The following is a 17,008-nucleotide window of genomic DNA, read 5'->3' on the forward strand; positions in this document are numbered from 1 at the left end:
AGAAGAATCGAGAAGGAAGCGAAACGTAATGAGGCAGGGTTTTAAGTTTGCAGCCGTGGTGGCCGCGCTTTCGTTGATTCCGCTGATGGCTCTCGCCCAGCAGATTCAACTGGTTCACACGATCACCGGCATGCCGCTCGATCTCAGCCTGTCGCCGGAGGAAGGGCGAGACACGCCGGCTGTGAAGGAGTTCATGAAGACCGGCCACAATCCGTACAACGGCGTTGAGAGCTGTATGCACGAGGCCGAGGAAGTGTTCCTCACAGCGTGCTCGGGTTGTCACGGCCATATCGGCGAAGGCAAGCTCGGCCCCGGTCTCAACGACGACTACTGGACCTATCCGAAGAACCAGACCGACAAAGGTCTGTTCGAGACGATCTATGGCGGCGCCCGCAGCATGATGGGACCGCAAGCATCCGCCAGAACAATGGACGAGATCCTGCTGGTGATCGCCTGGGTCCGCCATCTGTACAAAGGGGACGTGGAGGGCGCCGTCTGGCTCACCGATGAGCAGAAGGCCAACTTCGTTCCCTTCGACCCAGAACACCACAAGCCTGAAGCCGAAGAATTGGTTTGCGAGATTCCCGCGCAAACGGCCGCAGTAGGTGCGGACAGCGCGGAGAAGAAGACGGAAACACCGTCGGAAAACTAGCGACTGAGCACGGAGGAACTGACCCATGAAGAAGACACTACGTATTACAGGCGCGGCGCTTGCGGGCGCTGTTGCGCTTGCCATGACGGCCGGAAGCGCTCTGGCCTATGACGGCACCAACTGCAAGGCCCCCGGTAATTGCTGGGAGCCCAAGCCGGGCTACCCGGAGAAAGTCAAGGGATCCAAGTACGATCCGAAGCACGACCCGAAGGAACTCGCAAAACAAAGCGAGTCCATCAAGGAAATGGAAGCGCGCAACGCCAAGCGCTCCGCGCACTTCAAAGAGACCGGCAAGTGGGTCTACGACGTTTCCAAACTCTAGCTCTGTCCTGCTTCTCCCAGAGCTAACCCTCGGAACAGGGCGTCCATCACTGTTTTTCGGGGGCGGGGTGCAGCCAAGGGCTGCACCCCCTTTTGTCTTCGACAACTCGGACGGCGTGCCGCGCGCCTGCACTTGAGTGACAGCGGCACAACGCAAGAGGGGGGCATTGCTATGACAGGTCTTGCTGGGCCGCACGCGGACTCCGTCAGCCGGGACCAAAAAATCGATCTTGCCAATTGGCGCGACCGCGCCTTGGCGTTCGAGGGCGTCCTTCGAAACACCATTATCGGACAGGACCGTGTCCTTCGTCTGCTGACGATCGCGATCTTTGCGCGCGGCCACGTGCTGCTGGAAGGGGATGTCGGCGTCGGCAAGACAACGTTACTGCGCGCTGCAACGCGCGCGCTCGGCGGTGCGTTTGAACGTGTCGAGGGCACGATCGACCTCATGCCTGCGGACCTGATCTATCACACATATCTCGACGAGGACGGACGGCCGCGCGTCGATCCGGGCCCGGTTTTGCGCCAGGGCGGCGATCTTACGGTCTTCTTCTTCAACGAGATCAACCGTGCCCGTCCTCAGGTTCATTCATTGCTGCTGCGGCTCATGGCCGAGCGTAGCGTGACGGCGTTCAATCGCGAGTATTCCTTCCCGCACCTGCTGGTGTTCGCTGACCGCAACAGGATCGAGCGCGAGGAGACGTTCGAGTTGCCAGCCGCCGCACGCGACCGGTTCTTCATGGAAATCTCCATGGAGACTCCGAAGGACCGTGAGACCAGCCGCGCTCTGGCCTTCGACCGTCGGTTCTACGATGCGGATGCGCTGGTGCAATCGGTCACGGGGGAGGTCCTCGACCACAGCCAGTTGAACGATGTGGCGCGTGGCGTGCAGTCGGAGATCCAGACCAGCGAGGCCCTCGAGAGATACACGCTCGATCTGTGGTCTGCCATTCGTGATCCCGTATCCGCCGGAATTGAAATCAGAGGTGTCGATATGTCCCGACTCGTCCAGGGTGGCGCGTCACCGCGCGGCATCGCCTATCTGGTGCGCGGCGCCCGTGTCGAAGCCTGGCTCAATGGGCGCGACATGGTGGTCCCGGAAGACATCCGATCCTTGTTCCCTGAGATCATGTCGCATCGCGTCTTTCTGGATCCGATCTACGAGCTCCGCCGCGAAGCCCTGGTCGGAGCGTTGTTCGCGGAGGTCTTTGCGAAGGTGCCGGCCCCATGAGCATGGCTTCTCAAGAAGTCAGTTCAGCTATTGACGTGCCTTACCGGCTGGCTTGGCGCGCGGCCGGCGTTCGCATCGGCGCCCATCAAGGAAAACTGGAGGGCGCCGGCGGACTGTTCAAGGACCACGAACTTCTCATTCGCACCAAAGACCCGCGCCGTATCGACCTGCGGGTGTCGCTTCGCGATCCGTTCGGAAACCTCTACGCCAAGCGGTTTTCGCAGAGAAGCGCCATCACCGTTTATGCGCTCGTGGACCTGTCGGCCTCCATGACATTCGTCGGAGAGGCGTGCATCGTCGACGTCGCCGCTGATCTATGCGCGGCGCTGGCCGGATCTGCGCGGCGCGTCGGCGATGCGTTCGGTCTCATCGGTGCCAATCGCCGTATCGTCCCGACGTGCTTCTGGCCAGCGACTGCCTCTCGCGGCGCCGAGGCGGAGATGCTGACCAATCTACGCGACTTCGAGCCCGCCGGGCAGGGGGACTTCGGTGCGAGCGCTGAGGGTCTTGTCGATGCCGCCGCGATCATCGCCGGACGCCGCAAGCTGGTGTTTCTCATCTCCGACTTCCTCATGCCGGGCGAGACGATCGAGGCCATCTTCGAGGCCCTGGCTGGCCACGATGTTATTCCGATCGTGTTGCGCGATCCCCGCGAGCTGGAGGACCTGCCGCGCTACGGCCTCGTGTCGTTCGCCGATCTCGAAACGGGTCGCCGGCGTCTGTACGTGATGCGGCCCGCCTTGCGGGCGGCGCTGGTCGCCGATGCCGCGGTGCGGTCCAAACGCCTGCGCTCGGTCGCCATGCTTTACGGCCGTCCGCCGTTCGAGAGTGTCGGCAAGATCGATTGGGACAGGTTCGGCGCCTATCTCATGGGTGAGACCGGATGATCGCGTTCGTGCTTGCCCTGCTGCTGTCGACACCGGCGCTCGCGGTCGACGCGCCCGCATCGCCGGTCCTGTCCGTCAGCACGGTCGAGCCGCGCGGCTTCGGTTACTTTGTCGGCGATCTCCTCACGCGCGAAGTGCATGTTGACGTCGCCAAATCCTATATCCTCGAAGCGGCGTCACAGCCGAAGCCCGGACGTTTGTCCTATTGGCTCGACCTGCGTTCGGTCGATGTATCCGAGCGGTGGGCGTCCGGGGCGACGCGCTACCGCCTCAAGCTCGTCTACCAAACGCTCTACGTGCCGCTGTCGCCGGCCGAGCGGCATCTGCCGGCCTTCGAACTCCGCTTCAAGGATGGCGACGACGTCGCGGTCGCCAAAGTGCCGGCGTTCAAATTCGTCATGGCGCCGCTGCGCGAGGTCATCCCGGAGGTGCCGGCGGAAGGGCCGGAAGGCTACCTGAGACCCGACGTCAAACCGCAAGCGCTGTCCACACGCCGCGACCGCGTCCTGTTCGGCGTGGGGCTTGGTCTCACTGGTTTGGCGTTGATCTTCCTGGCGTACGACCGGGCGTGGTGGCCGTTCCGCGCGAGGCCGAACCGGCCCTTCGCGCGCGCCTCCCGCCGGTTGCGGTCGCTCGCGCGCTTCAAGAATGCCGATGCCTATCGTGAGGGGCTCCTCGATCTGCACCGGGCGTTCGACGCCGCCGCCGGGCGCCGTGTGCTGGCGGAGGATGTCGCCGGATTTCTGGAAAGCCACGCGGTGTTCCGCGCCTACGAGCGCGAGATCGGCCGGTTCTTCGCCGCCTCACGCCAAGCATTCTTCGCGAACGATGTGAGCGGCGCCGAGAAGGCGATGCCGCTGTCGGCAATGGCCGCCCTCGGCGCCGAACTCAGTGCAGCGGAACGGAGGGCCTTGTGAGTTTCGCCGTCGGCTATGCATGGGTTCTGTTTCTGCTCCCGTTGGCAATCTTGCCGCTCCTGGCAACGGCGCGGGAGGCGAACCCCTATCCATCGTTACGGGCCGCCAAGCTGGACCCGCTCTCGCAAGGCGTCGATGTGGTTTTGCGCGTGCTCGGGGCCCTCGCGATCGCCGCGCTCTTGCTCGGGCTGGCGGGGCTTCACGTCAAAGGCCAAAGCATCGAGCGAACCGGCGAAGGCGCCAGTATCGTGCTGCTCTTCGATCGGTCGTCCAGTATGAACGACACTTTCGCCGGCCAGGCGCCGACACGCAGCGGTGAGGAATCGAAATCGGCCGCGGCGCGGCGCTTCCTGAAGCAGTTCGTCGCGACCCGCGAGCACGACCGCTTCGGCATCACGGCCTTTTCAACGGCGCCGATGTTCGTCCTGCCGCTATCGGAACACAAAGAGGCGACGCTTGCCGCCATCGATGCCATCGTACAGCCGGGGCTCGCGCTTACCAATGTCGGCAAGGGCCTCGCCATGGCGATCGCCATGCATGACACGGATATCGTGTCCACGGAGGATACGGATGCCGGGGTCGCGAACCGCGCCATCGTGCTGGTCTCGGACGGCGCCGCCGTCATCGACCGCAAGATGCAGCAGAAGCTCGAGGCGGCGTTTCTCAAACGGCCGGTCAACCTCTATTGGATTTTCCTGCGCACGGAAGGCGCGCGCGGGATTTTCGAAGCACCCGATCCCGACAAGCCGGACACGCCTCGGGCTATGCCGGAGCGCCACCTCAATCTGTTCTTCCAGAACCTGAATATTCCATATCGTGCGTTCGAGGTGGAAAACTCATCCGCGGTCGGAGAGGCGATCGCCACCATCGATAAACTCGAGCGGCGCCCGATGCGCTACCGTGAGCGCATCCCCCAGAAGGATCTATCGGGACTTGCCTACGCCATTGCCACGGGCGCCCTGATACTTCTTGTCCTGGCTAAGCTCGCCGAGGTCAGGGTCTCGAGGCCGCTCCCTCTTCGGAAGGAGGCGCAATGACCGCCATCCGTCACTCTGCTCGCACGCCCGGGCTTCTGCGCGGCGCTCTGGGCACCATCTACGCCGCGCGCATCGTTTTTGTCTGGCTTCTCCTTGCCATTGGCCTGGCGCTTGCGATCGCGTCGGGCTGGAATTGGTACAAGGCCTGGAACGACAACCGCACAATCGCCGCGCTGGCCGCCGGGCAGAATGTCGAGATTCGCGCCGACACGGCGTCGCCGCCGGTGCTGTTCGCGCGCGCTTACTATCTTCTCCAGCGCGACCGGATCGGCGAGGCGCAGCTACTACTCGATCAGGCCAACTTTCGCGCCGACGACAAAACGCGCGTCGCCATGCTCTATGACGACGGTAATGCGCGCCTGCGAGCGACCTTCGCCGCGATTGAACAGGGAAAGTTCGACAGGGCGACATCGCTCGTCAATCTCGCCAAGGCCGACTACGAGCAGGCGCTCCGCCTGGACCCCGGCACCTGGGACGTCAAATACAACATGGACGTGGCTGCGCGGCTGGTCCGGGACCTTCCCGTGATCACGCCGAGCGAAGAGCCGATGCAGCAAGAGCCGCGCAAGGACCTGTGGAGCGACCTGCCCGGCATTCCGCGGGGGGCGCCATGAGACGCGTGTCCGTCCCGTCCGCGCTTGGTGACATTCGCTTCTGGTTGCTGGCTGCCGCGCTTGCTTTGGTCGTTGCCGCGCTCTTCGTGCCACGCGTGACGCTCACACGGAACGCCTACGATGCGATGGCCTTCGTCGATGTAACGGCGAGCATGAACACGCGCGATACCAAACTTCACGAAGAGCCGGCCAGCAGGCTCGACTTCGCAAAGGATCGTCTGACGGGACTGATCGCACAACTGCCGTGCCAGTCCAAAATCGGGCTCGGCATTTTCACGGCGCGGCGCGTCTTCGTCTTGGTCGAGCCGATCGAGGTGTGTGAAAACTTCTCCAGTCTCGATTCCGCAATCGAAGCGCTCGACTGGCGCATGGCTTGGGAGGGCGACAGTTATGTCGCGCTCGGCGTCCACGACGCCTTGGCCGTCGTGAAGCCGCTCGGCGCATCGCTACTTTTCTTTACGGACGGTCACGAGGCGCCGCCGCTTCCCTGGACAGGCATTCCGGCGTTCGAGGGAAGGCCCGGCGACGTACCGGGCCTGATCGTCGGCGTCGGCGGCAAGACGCTGGTGCCGTTGCCGAAGTTCGACGACTCCGGCCGCGAGATCGGCACCTTGAGCGCAACGGACGTGCTGCAGGAAAACCGTTCCGGACAGCCGCCGCCCGATGCGTCGTCGCGCCCGGGCTGGCACCCGAAATGGGCGCCGTTCGGCGACATGCCCATCGACAACAACGAACACATGACCTCCGTCAAGGAGGATCACCTCGAAGCGATCGCGGCGCAAACCGGACTGACCTACGTTCACCTGGGGAGCGCAGGAGCACTGGTTCAAGACCTGGAGGAGATCGCGCCGCCACGGAAAGTTCGGGTCGCGGCGGATGTTCGCGCCTATCCCGCCGGCTTGGCGCTGCTGCTTCTCGTCGTCCTTTACGGCGTTCTGCCGCTGCGGGAGCGCATCGCGCGCCGCATCCAACACCCAAGACCAGTACTGAATGAGGTTTATCCATGACGTTGTTTCGATATGCCATGCTGCACGTCCTACTACTGCTCGGCATCGCGCCCGCGGCAGCACATGGTCCGACGCCACAAAAGGTCGAAGAGAGTATCGCGATCGCGGCGCCGCCCGCGAAAGTGTGGGAACTCGTCAAGGACTTCGACGGCCTCGTGTCGTGGAACCCGCTCGTCGAGACGAGCATGGGCACCGGCGGCAACGAGGCGGGTGCGGAACGCACGGTCGTGCTGCGCGATGGCGGTCAGCTCAAGGACAGCCTCGATGAATATGTCGAGGCCGAGATGTCTTACTCCTACCGCCTCGACACGCCTGACATCCAAGCATTCCCCGTGAGCTTCTACTCCGCCACGCTGGCCGTGAAGCCGGACGCCGACGGCGGCAGCGAAGTCATCTGGGACGCGCGGCTCTATCGGGCCGATACGGGCAATTTCCCCTCCGAGACGCAGAACGATGCAGCGGCCGTCGATGCCGTCACCACGTTCTACAAGGCGGGGCTCGAAGAGCTGAAGAAGAAGGCGGAGCAGTAGCGGTGGCCGTGGCGCGGCAACGTATGGCCGGGGCCGCCGGGCTCCTTGCGGCGCTTTGCACTACCCTGTGTGGTGTGAGTGTTTCGGTAGCTGCGCCGCACCTTTATGTCACCAACCAAGAGGCGGGGCGCGTGGTAGTGATCGACACTGCGACGGACGAGGCAGTCGAAACGATCACGGTAGCACCGGGCCCCGCCATCATCGCCGCCGCGCCGAACGGACGGAGGCTGTATGTCACCCATCCCGAGATCGGCCGGATCGACGTTCTGGATCCCGGCGCCCTGAATAAGCCGCGCACCATCACCATTGCCGGCACGCCGTTCGGGATAGCCGCCTCCGACGACGGGCGCTTGTTCGTCAGTGACTGGAACAGAAATATCCTGTCGGTCGTGGACAGTGCGGCCGGGAAGACCCTCGCGGAGATCAAGGTCGGACGCTCGCCAGCGCATGTGGCATTCGCTCCGAAGCTCAAGCGGGTCTTTGTGGCGAACCGCGAGGACGATTCTGTGACTGCGATCGATACGGACACGTTGAAGGTCGCGGGCACGGTCCACGTCGGCAAGGCGCCGTTCGCGCTGAACGTCTCGCCTCTAGGCGAGCGCGTTTACGTGGCCAACGTCCGAAGCGGTGACGTGTCGGTCTTGGATGCACGGTCCCTCGCGACGTTGGGGACCGTGCGAACTGGCGCCATGCCGTACGGCGTTGTGGTCTCACCGGACGACGCGCGGGTGTTCGTGGCAAACCAGCAGTCTGGAACTGTGACAATTCTGGACGCCGAATCGCTCGATCCCGTTCAACGCACCAAAGTCGGAAAATATCCGGAGAGCATGGGCATGCTCCCCGATGGCAAACGCCTCTACGTTGTGAACTGGATGTCCGGCGACATTTCCGTCCTCGACGGCACGTCGGGACAAGAGCTGAAGCGCATCGCGGTGGGCGAAGGCATTCGCGGCCTCGCCATTGCGGCCTCCGAATAGTGGTCCTCTCTCGATGCCGCGCCCGCCACGCTTCTCTACGATCCTAGCTCGGCTGGCGCTTCTGATCGCCGCGACGCTGCCGGGCCCATCGGTTCACGCCCTTCCCAACGGCATCGACGATCGCGACAACCGCTATCCCTTCGTCGTGGAGATCGCCCAGCGCGGCCGCATGATCTGCTCGGGCACGGTGCTGTATCCCCGCGTCGTCGTAACCTCGGCGCACTGCGTGCAGCATGTGGCCCAAGCCTATGGCAAGCGCATCTATGTCGACTCCTATCTGCAGCCGGACGAGCTCTTCGTGCATGTGTTCAAGCAGGGGCGTATGCGGTCCCACGCCGTAGAAGCCGTCGAGATCGCTCCGGAGTGGCGCGAGAACGATACGAGCCAATGGCGAACCGCGCGGGTTCCCCATGATATGGCGATACTCGTCACGGCGGCGCCGATCGATGTCGAATTGCCGCTCGCCGAGACTGATGCGATTGGGGCTTCGTTGCCGCGCCCCGCGACGACGGGGCCAGGACGAAAGGGCGTGCTTGTGGCCTATGGGGGGCTCAGTTGCGTTGCGGCGGAGGACTGTAGCAGTGCGGGCGTGCGCCGCTATCTGCCCGTCGAGATCAAGAACTCGGCGGAATGCTTCAAGAGCCGCTTGGATCGCGAGGCAGGCCTCCCCGAGGCGCTATGGTGCCTGGATGAAAATGTTTCGCCGGGCGACAGCGGCGGCGCCCTCCTGATCGAGGACGACGACGCAGTGTTGCGCTATGTCGGAGTCATATCGGCTCAGCGCGGCCTGCCGCCGGAACTGGCCGCCGTCTTTGGCCGGCGCGAGAGTGCCGCTACTGCGCTCTCCGCAAATCTCGCGTTCATCGAAGGGACAGCGCGTTCATTGGGCTACGGGCCGGCTATTGCGGATCCATGATCGGCGCGAGCTTGTCCTTCATGGCAACGATCATCTCGTAGTTCGCATCGGACGGCTCGAGGCGTTTCAGGCTGGACGCGATCCGCCGATACATCTCGATCATCTCGGCCTTTTGCTCCGGCGTCAGGTTCGGATTGCGTTCGGTGTGCTCGACGTTCAGGCGGAGAGCCGTATCGGTCGCGCCGGGCTTCTTGCCTTGGGCCAGGAAAATATAGCCGCGGACCACGGTCCCTGCCGTGTCGGACCATTCCTCCAGAGTCTTGAAGCCGTGCTTTTGGGCAACAGCCTCGAGGGCCGCGCGCTTGTTGTCCGGCAGAGCGTCGAGGTCTGAGTTGCCGCTACCGGGTACGGGCGGCTTCTCCGGTAGCTGTGTCTTGGAGAACTTGGCTCCCGTCTTCCGCATCTCGGGGAACGACGCGATCAGCCGGGTCACCATGTCTTCGGTGAGATCCACCTGGTGTACCGAAGCAGTCATCGCTTCGAGGTCTGCGGGGTCAAACCCCCCTTCGGCAAGCCCTTGCGCCTGCGCGGTGTTGATGAAGGCAAGCGCAAGGAGCGTAGCGAAGCTCAGACACAGAGTGCGAAGAGCCGGAATGCGAATGGACATGGGGTTACTCTCGTTTCGGGGACACAAGAGTCTTCCCTTAGACGATCGCGGGTCCTGGTAGCGATGCCATCGCCCCCAATTCTACCGAGTGAAAAGTGCCCATGACAAAAGGTTCCAACGCTCGAAAAAACGCAGAGAAAATGGCCAAAATGCCACGCAGAACTGGACCAAAGCGCGCCAGACAAGTTCCAATGTCAGAGTGGCAAACTTGCCTACCAACCCCCAGGATGTTCTTGACCGGCCGCCAGGCGAAGTTGACAATTTTGCCTCGACGCAAATTTGCACGAACCAGGACAGGCCATTCATGCAGGCAAGAACTCTCTTAATTGCGTTGGCGGGCGTCTTCGCGGCCATTCCCGCGGTCGCGGGCGAGGCCAGATCACCTTCAAAGGTCAACGCCATGCTGTGCGAGACCGAGGCGCAGGCCATTTCACTTGCGTCGGAGTTGTCGGCGGGCAAGACTGAACCCATCGCGGTGAACGCGGTCAACAAGGCTGCAGGCGCCGAAGTCTGCGGACGTTTCATCGGCTACGCCGTCGTGGAAGTCGAAAAGACCAAGAATCAGTCCGGCGCCTTGTTCATCCTGGCCGGTCTTCGCTTCGCCGAGGACGGGCGCTTGGGCTGGACGGCCTCTTGGATCACGCCCTTCGACGGGCTTAGCGTCGCGCGCGGCATCTGAGCGGATTCGTCGGGCACACGGCATCCGCCGGAAGAACCGGCGGTCGGCCGAACTCGGTACGGCCGACAACGGGCTGAGATTGCTGGGCACGCGCAGTCGCCGGCGCAGCATCGATTCCCATCCGGGCGTTGGCGACTATTGTTCCTCGGCCTACCAACGCGATGAGGGAGGCTTCCCGTTTTTCTGCAGGCGCTCTGGAATATCAGGCATGGCGCCCTCTGCTAACATTTCTCCGCAAAGGCGAATCGAAGTGGGGCGAACTGAAATCCGGTGCCGAATGATAGAAACCCGAACGGCGGGCAGACGGACTCGAACGACGTCATTCTGGTCGTCGACGATCATCCCGTCGTCTTCGCCGGCATTCGCCTGCTGATCGAAGAGACCCGTGCCACCGTCATTCACAATGCGCAAAGCTTCTCCGAAGCCTTCAGGCTCTGCCGCCTCAGGCGGCCTGCCATCGTCATTGTGGACTTGGCCATGGGCGCCGGCGCGCTTGCGGGCCTGTCCTTCATCAGGCGGCTCCGCCGCTACGACGAGAGCGTGCCAATCCTCGTGCTCAGCATGTACGACGATCCCCGCATCGCGCACGAGGCGCTGAAGGTGGGCGCGGATGGCTATGTCGTGAAGGATGCCTCGAACGACGAGATTGCGATCTCGCTTGAGACGGTGCGCGAAGGGCTTCCCTATGTGAGCCGCGTCCTGGCGTCGGATCTTGCATTCCTCAGAAATCGACAGCCGAAGTCGCTTGACCTCGAGGCCCTATCCCCTCGCGAACGCTTCATCCTGTCCCTCCTTGCGGAGGGGAAGTCCTACGCGCAGATCGCCGACAATCTCGCCCTCAGCTACAAAGCCGTTGCTCACATTTGCAATCGACTGAAGCCGAAGCTGGGCGTGCAATCGCTGCAGGAATTGGTGCATTTCGCCGTTCAGCACTTTCCGGTCACTCCGAACGTCGCGCGCCCGACTGCCAAAGGCTCCAAAAAAACAGGCTAGATCTTCCCTGTGCGTCGGGAAACCCCGCGGGAAGAAGTGTTGCGCGAAGTCGGGACAAATTCCCCAAAACCCAGACGTGCGTTTTCGAAGGCGGCGCGCAATCTTCTCTGAGAGGTCTGGAACACCAAGCACAGCGACACTCTATAGCATCCTAGTCGTCGAGAGCCTCAATGGCCCTCCGTTTGTGAGAGTGTTGACTTCGTTTCGAACCCGCGTCTGGGCACTTCTTCCCAACTCGACTTTCCCTCGGAACATCGCGCTCACGGACAAGCCGGCCAGCGAGTGCTTCGCCGACGTCACGCCCCAAGGGGCAAGTCTGGCCCGCAGGAACAAATCCTACGAGCCGCTCGGATAATTCGGGAGGAGCAACCGAAATGAAGTTTGAGAAACTAGGCCTAGGTATTGGCCTGACAGCCGCGCTTCTGCTCGCGCCGGTGTCGGTGATGGCGGACCAGTCCGCATCAGCCGAGATCGACGAACGAGCAAAAGATCCGGACCTTTGGCCCGCGCCGGGTCGCGACAACCAGCTGACGCGTCACAGCCCGCTGAAAGACATCAACACGGAAAATGTCGGCAAGCTTGGGATGATCTGGGCGCAATCGATGAATTCGCTGCGCGGCCAGGAAGGCCAGCCCATCGTCATCAAGCTGGAAGACGGCACGCCCATGATGTATTTCGTGAGCGGTTGCCCGTCGATGCCGCTCTGCAACGTCGTGCAGGCGCTTGACCTGACGGATCCGGATAATCCGAAGCAGATCTGGAACTACGTGAAGAAGACCGATCGTGACGAATCGGCCATCCCGCGCGCCTGCTGCGACACGGTCAACCGAGGTCTGAACTACGCCAAGGGCAAGGTCGTGTTCCACACACTGGACGGCTTCGTCATTGCGCTGGACGGCAAGACCGGCAAGGAGATCTGGACGGTCAAGCACGCCTATCCTGAGCACGGTGAGACCCACACGGGCCCGACGATGATTGCCGAGAACCTGGTTCTGGCCGGCTTCGGCGGTGACGAGTTCGCCGCTCGCGGCCGCATCACGGCCTACAACATTGAGGACGGCAGCGAAGTATGGAGCTGTCATTCGACGGGGTCGGACAAGGATGTCTGCCTGACGGCCGACACCAACAAGGCCAACCCGCATTACGGGTCGTATGGCAAGGATCTCGGCGTCGTCACCTATCCGAAAGATGAGTGGAAGATCGGCGGCGGCTCGCCTTGGGCGTGGTTCAGCTACGACCCCGAGCTGAAGATGATCTATTACTCCACGGGCAACCCCGGTCACTGGAGCCCCGGCCTTCGCTGCGGCCTCGAAGGTGAGGATCATACGCACGAGAAGTGCAACGAGTTCGATCCCGACCTGACCTCCGGCAAGTTCGACAACAAGTGGTCGATGACGATCTTCGGCCGCAAGGTTGATACCGGTGAGGCTGTGTTCGCTTACCAGATGACCCCGTTCGACCAGTGGGACTATGACGGCGTCAACGAGAACATCCTCGTGAACATGGAAGTCGACGGGAAAGACCGTAAGACGCTGGTGCACTTCGATCGCAACGGCTTCGCTTACGTTCTCGACCGGGTCGACGGCACGCTCCTTCGCGCCAATAAGTTCGTCACGGTGGATTGGGCGGAGAAGGTCGATCTGAAGACCGGCCGTCCGATCAAGGTGAAGGAGCATTCGCCCTTCGACATCGGCGTGAACACCTCGGCGTGTCCGTCTGCCATGGGCGGTAAAGATCAGCAGCCCTGCGCAATCGATCCCAAGGAAGGAAACATTGCGTACTGCCCGACCAACAACTGGTGCATGGAGGACGAACCCCAGGAGCGTACGCATACGCAACAGGGCACGGTCTACGTGTTCGCGAACGTGTACATGTATCCAGAGAAGCCCGGTGTGACCGGCAAGTTCAAGAAGTTCGACGTGCTGACCGGTAAGACGCTCTGGGAAATCCCGGATCCGTATCCGAACTGGGGTGGCGCTGCCGTGACCGACGGCGGCCTCGTCTTCTACGGCTCGCTCGGCGGTGACTTCCGCGCGGTCGACCGCAAGACCGGCAAGGTCCTGTGGAGCCGCAAGCTTGGCTCCGGCATCATCGGCAACCCGATCACTTACAAGATCGACGGGAAGCAGTACGTGTCGGTGCATTCGGGTATCGGCGGCTGGATCGGCCTTCCGGTCACCGCGGGTCTCGACATGAGCGACAAGTTCGGTGCGATCGGCGCGACGGCGATGGCGAAAGCCACTGGCCTGAGCAACATCCCGCAGGGTGGAACGGTCACCACCTTCAGACTCCTCGACTAGCTACGGCTTGTCACTGGCGTCAGGCGGGGCAACCCGTCTGACGCCAACTCTTTCCCTGATAACCGTTCACCAAATTGGGGTTGTTGCGTTGACCCACCGACTTTCCTGCACCGCCGTCTGCGCGGCGTTTCTGCTTTTCTCAGGCAGCGCAATCGCGACTGTTCAGGCCAAAGAAGCCGTGCGGCCCGAGGAAACGTCACAGGCCAAAGACAAGCCACAGGCCAACGAGACAGCCGAATTCCTCAGTCAGGGCTTTGCCAACAAGACCTATGACGAGCTGACCTCCGCCGAACTGACGGAGGCCAAGGCGGTCGCGCGCAAGATGAAGATCGACTCGCTGCGCGTTTGCGCCGACCCCGGCAACCTGCCCCTGTCCAACGACAAGAGGGAGGGCTTCGACAACAAGATCATCGACATCGTCGCGAAGGAACTCGGCGCCAAGATGACCTATTTCTGGCGGCCACAGATCGACCGTGGCCTGACCCGTCAGACCTTTGACAATCATGAGTGCGACGTGCTCTTGGGCATGCCGGCTGGCTATGAAAGCGTTCTGACCACGATCCCCATTTATCGAGCCCCGTACGTATTCGTCACCCGCGAGGAAGACGGTATCGACATCGAAGATCTGGACGATCCGCGCCTGAAGGAGCTCCGCTTCGGCGTCTACCAGCACTCCGGTCTACGCCTTGCGCTCGCCAAGCACGGCATCACCGGCGGCTTGGACGTGCATGTTCTCAGCCACGACGCGGACCTGGAACCCGAGAAACAGCCCTGGCGGCAAGTCCAGCAGGTCGTCGACGGGGAGCTCGATATCGCCGGCGTGTTCGGTCCGTTCGCGGGCTTCCTCAAGACCATGCGCGGCGAGAAGATCGCCATTCAGCCCGCCAATTTGATGGATGACAACATACCGCTCGAGTTCAGCCTCGCGCTCGGTGTCCAGCCGACCAATGTCGTGCTGAAATACATGCTGGACGATGCGCTGGAACGCGGCCGCGACGAGATCAAGAAGGTCTTGACCGCATACGGCGTGCCGCTCGTGCAATGCAGCAACTGCGTCGTGTCGGGCGACATTCCCTCTCACGGCACCTATTTCACCGACCGGCAGGAGAAGGCGCGCAGACTCTATTTGTCGTCGCTGTCGGAGAACCGCGATGGGCTGGCGAAAGACAAGGCCTCCGCCGACCAGGTTGTCACGGAAGAGCGTCTCGACCAATGGCTCGACGACGGCGCCGACCTCAACGAAGAACTCAGCAACGCTGTTATCGGCACCGACCGGGAGCGCGCCGCCTTCTTGCTCGACCGCGGCGCCGACATAAACGCGCTCAATCTCATGGGGCTGGCGCCACTGCACACCGCAGCACGCGAAAGGGATTCAGAGATGATCGCCTTGCTGCTCGAACGGGGCGCCGATCCCAACCAACTCGATCGAGACGGGTGGACGCCGTTGCTGCATGCCGCGTTCCGCAATCACGTGCCGTCCATCGAGACGCTGGCGAAGGGCGGGGCCGATTTGGACAAAGCCGCCCCCAGCGGCGCGACGCCGCTGGCAATCGCCATCATGGAAGCCAAGTTCTTCGCCGCCAACGCGCTCATGGACGCGGGCGCGAAGCTGGACGAGCCGGTGGGCGCGGAAAAGCTAACCCCCCTCATGATGGTTGCCACGCAACCCCTGAAGTCGGGGCGTGCCGCTCGCTTCAATCAGGGTGCCAGTTCCGTCGATGTCGCCCGCCGGCTCATAGAAGGCGGTGCAGACGTCGATGCGCGAAGCACGAAGGGCGTGACACCGCTCATGATCGCCGCCACGCACAACAACCCGCCCCTGATCGGTCTCTTGCTCCAGGCCGGTGCCGATCCAGAGGTGAAGACGCCCGGCGGTCAAACGGCGCTCGATATCGCCAAGGCCAATCAGAGCGATGCTGCGGTTCTCCAGCTCGAACTCCCGGCCAAGATACCTGGGCCGCGCACCAACAGGTCCGAGCGCGGCGCGGAAGAAACGCCCGAGAAGTCGTCCGCGGCCATGATGGAGGTGAAATGAGATTGGCAACGGCCAGCTTGAACCTTGCCATCGCCGCGATCTCGATCGCATTACTCACGCCTGCGCTCGCCACGAAGCAACCGGGTAAAGGCGCTTCCCAACCGGCCGAAGAGTCGCGGGCAGCCCGGAAGCCACAGGTACCGCAGCCGGACACGGTCGTGGACATCGTCTATCTCGGCAAGCAGTACGAGGAGCCGATCCCATTGTCGCTGATGGAGCCCGTCCTGACCGACAAGGGTATTCAAGGCGCCCGTCTCGGCATCCTCGATAACAATGCGACGGCGCGCTTTCTCGGCGTCGAGACAGTGCTGACGGAGCACATCGTGCCCGAAGATGGCGATGTCGCCGCCGAAGCCAAGAGACTGCTTGCAGACGGACCGCGACTGATCGTTGCCGATTTGGAGCCGGCGGACCTCCTCGCCGTGGCCGATCTTCCCGAGGCGCAAGAGTCGCTTATTCTGAACATGCGCTCCGCCGACGACCGGCTGCGGCAGGTGAATTGCCGCGCCAACATTGTCCACATCGTGCCCAATTGGGCCATGCGCGCGGACGCTCTTGCCCAATACCTCGTTTGGAAGAAATGGCCCAGATGGATGATCGTCAAAGGGACCACCCCGCAAGACGACGACTATGCCGAGGCCGTCAAGCGCGCGGCGAAGCGATTCGGCGGCAAGGTGGTCGACGAACGCACCTATGAGTTCGAGGCCGGTTCGCGGCGCGTCGAGTCCGGCCATCAGCAGATTCAGAGCCAGATCCCGATGGTCACGCAGAATGCGCCCGCTCACGACGTGGTCTTCGTCATCGATACGGCCGAGGCCTTCGGACTGTACTTCATGTACCGCACAGCGGATCCCGACCCGGTTGTCGGCACGCATGGTCTTACGGCCTCGATCTGGCACCGCGCCTTCGAGCAATGGGGCGGCATGTCTCTGCAAAGCGCCTTCCAGGAACAGGCGGGCCGCAGCATGACCGAGCCGGACTATGCGGGCTGGCTGGCCGTCCGCACGCTCGGCGAAGCCGCGGCGCGTTCCAAGAGGCGCGATGTGGAGTCCCTGCGCGACTACATCTTCTCGGACAAGTTCCGCGTGGCCGGCTTCAAGGGTCAGAAGATGACCGTGCGGCCCTGGGACCACCAACTGCGTCAGCCCATTTTGATCATGGGCCCGCAGGCGCTCGTGTCCCTCTCGCCGCAGGAGGGATTCCTGCATCAGCATTTCCCGACCGACACGCTCGGATTCGACGAGCCGGAAACGGACTGCCGTTTCCCTGAAAACGCCGCCCCCGAAACAACCGTCCAGAGATAGT

At 62.7% G+C, this 17,008-nt stretch carries 17 protein-coding genes; 16 read left to right on the top strand and 1 reads right to left on the bottom strand.

The features are described 5' to 3' along the window. Positions 1-28: 28 nt before the first annotated feature. The 11 genes from moxG to GL4_RS02120 all read left to right on the top strand — a co-directional run bounded on the left by moxG (position 29) and on the right by GL4_RS02120 (position 9,089). Positions 29-652: a cytochrome c(L), periplasmic gene (gene moxG / locus GL4_RS02070; protein ID WP_082025412.1), complete on the top strand. Its 624-nt coding sequence runs from the start codon at positions 29-31 to the stop codon at positions 650-652. 25 nt (positions 653-677) lie between these two features. Beyond that, complete coding sequence (locus GL4_RS02075) at positions 678-974, top strand: methanol dehydrogenase [cytochrome c] subunit (protein ID WP_045364013.1); 297 nt, start codon at positions 678-680, stop codon at positions 972-974. A 171-nt stretch (positions 975-1,145) separates the two neighbouring features. Further along, positions 1,146-2,204: an AAA family ATPase gene (locus GL4_RS02080; protein WP_045364016.1), complete on the top strand. Its 1,059-nt coding sequence runs from the start codon at positions 1,146-1,148 to the stop codon at positions 2,202-2,204. Continuing rightward, positions 2,201-3,091 carry a DUF58 domain-containing protein gene (locus GL4_RS02085; RefSeq protein ID WP_045364019.1) on the top strand — a complete coding sequence of 297 codons (891 nt, stop codon included), beginning with the start codon at positions 2,201-2,203 and terminating at the stop codon, positions 3,089-3,091. Before GL4_RS02080 ends, GL4_RS02085 begins: the two co-directional genes overlap by 4 nt. Further along, positions 3,088-4,008 carry a hypothetical protein gene (locus GL4_RS02090; RefSeq protein WP_045364022.1) on the top strand — a complete coding sequence of 307 codons (921 nt, stop codon included), beginning with the start codon at positions 3,088-3,090 and terminating at the stop codon, positions 4,006-4,008. Before GL4_RS02085 ends, GL4_RS02090 begins: the two co-directional genes overlap by 4 nt. After that, a complete protein-coding gene (locus GL4_RS02095) occupies positions 4,005-5,045 on the top strand; it encodes a vWA domain-containing protein (RefSeq protein ID WP_045364024.1) in 1,041 nt (346 codons plus the stop codon). Before GL4_RS02090 ends, GL4_RS02095 begins: the two co-directional genes overlap by 4 nt. Further along, positions 5,042-5,659 carry a hypothetical protein gene (locus tag GL4_RS02100; protein ID WP_052464050.1) on the top strand — a complete coding sequence of 206 codons (618 nt, stop codon included), beginning with the start codon at positions 5,042-5,044 and terminating at the stop codon, positions 5,657-5,659. Before GL4_RS02095 ends, GL4_RS02100 begins: the two co-directional genes overlap by 4 nt. Continuing rightward, complete coding sequence (locus GL4_RS02105; protein ID WP_045364027.1) at positions 5,656-6,666, top strand: vWA domain-containing protein; 1,011 nt, start codon at positions 5,656-5,658, stop codon at positions 6,664-6,666. The genes GL4_RS02100 and GL4_RS02105 overlap by 4 nt, the downstream gene beginning before the upstream one ends. Then, the gene (locus GL4_RS02110; RefSeq protein WP_045364030.1) at positions 6,663-7,196 is read left to right on the top strand and encodes an SRPBCC family protein; all 534 of its coding nucleotides are present in this window, start codon (positions 6,663-6,665) and stop codon (positions 7,194-7,196) included. The genes GL4_RS02105 and GL4_RS02110 overlap by 4 nt, the downstream gene beginning before the upstream one ends. A gap of 74 nt (positions 7,197-7,270) precedes the next feature. Next, positions 7,271-8,173 carry a beta-propeller fold lactonase family protein gene (locus GL4_RS02115; protein WP_172653274.1) on the top strand — a complete coding sequence of 301 codons (903 nt, stop codon included), beginning with the start codon at positions 7,271-7,273 and terminating at the stop codon, positions 8,171-8,173. 13 nt (positions 8,174-8,186) lie between these two features. Continuing rightward, positions 8,187-9,089: a trypsin-like serine protease gene (locus GL4_RS02120; RefSeq protein WP_045364033.1), complete on the top strand. Its 903-nt coding sequence runs from the start codon at positions 8,187-8,189 to the stop codon at positions 9,087-9,089. Here the strand turns inward: GL4_RS02120 and GL4_RS02125 are convergent. After that, positions 9,073-9,696 carry a hypothetical protein gene (locus GL4_RS02125; RefSeq protein WP_045364035.1) on the bottom strand — a complete coding sequence of 208 codons (624 nt, stop codon included), beginning with the start codon at positions 9,694-9,696 and terminating at the stop codon, positions 9,073-9,075. The two genes, GL4_RS02120 and GL4_RS02125, sit on opposite strands and share 17 nt — an antisense overlap. 304 nt (positions 9,697-10,000) lie before the next feature. Between GL4_RS02125 and GL4_RS02130 the strand changes: the two genes are divergently transcribed. The 5 genes from GL4_RS02130 (at position 10,001) to GL4_RS02150 (ending at position 17,007) form a co-directional block, all read left to right on the top strand. Further along, positions 10,001-10,375: a hypothetical protein gene (locus GL4_RS02130; protein WP_156137350.1), complete on the top strand. Its 375-nt coding sequence runs from the start codon at positions 10,001-10,003 to the stop codon at positions 10,373-10,375. A gap of 270 nt (positions 10,376-10,645) precedes the next feature. Then, complete coding sequence (locus GL4_RS02135) at positions 10,646-11,368, top strand: response regulator transcription factor (RefSeq protein ID WP_052464052.1); 723 nt, start codon at positions 10,646-10,648, stop codon at positions 11,366-11,368. Positions 11,369-11,742: 374 nt separating this feature from the next. After that, positions 11,743-13,668 carry a PQQ-dependent dehydrogenase, methanol/ethanol family gene (locus tag GL4_RS02140; RefSeq protein WP_045364038.1) on the top strand — a complete coding sequence of 642 codons (1,926 nt, stop codon included), beginning with the start codon at positions 11,743-11,745 and terminating at the stop codon, positions 13,666-13,668. 88 nt (positions 13,669-13,756) lie between these two features. Beyond that, complete coding sequence (locus tag GL4_RS02145) at positions 13,757-15,703, top strand: quinoprotein dehydrogenase-associated putative ABC transporter substrate-binding protein (protein ID WP_052464053.1); 1,947 nt, start codon at positions 13,757-13,759, stop codon at positions 15,701-15,703. Then, positions 15,700-17,007 (top strand): ABC transporter substrate-binding protein, encoded by a 1,308-nt coding sequence (locus GL4_RS02150; RefSeq protein WP_045364040.1) that lies wholly within the window; start codon positions 15,700-15,702, stop codon positions 17,005-17,007. Before GL4_RS02145 ends, GL4_RS02150 begins: the two co-directional genes overlap by 4 nt. Position 17,008 lies beyond the last annotated feature (1 nt).

The organism is Methyloceanibacter caenitepidi, assembly GCF_000828475.1.
Lineage (GTDB): Bacteria > Pseudomonadota > Alphaproteobacteria > Rhizobiales > Methyloligellaceae > Methyloceanibacter > Methyloceanibacter caenitepidi.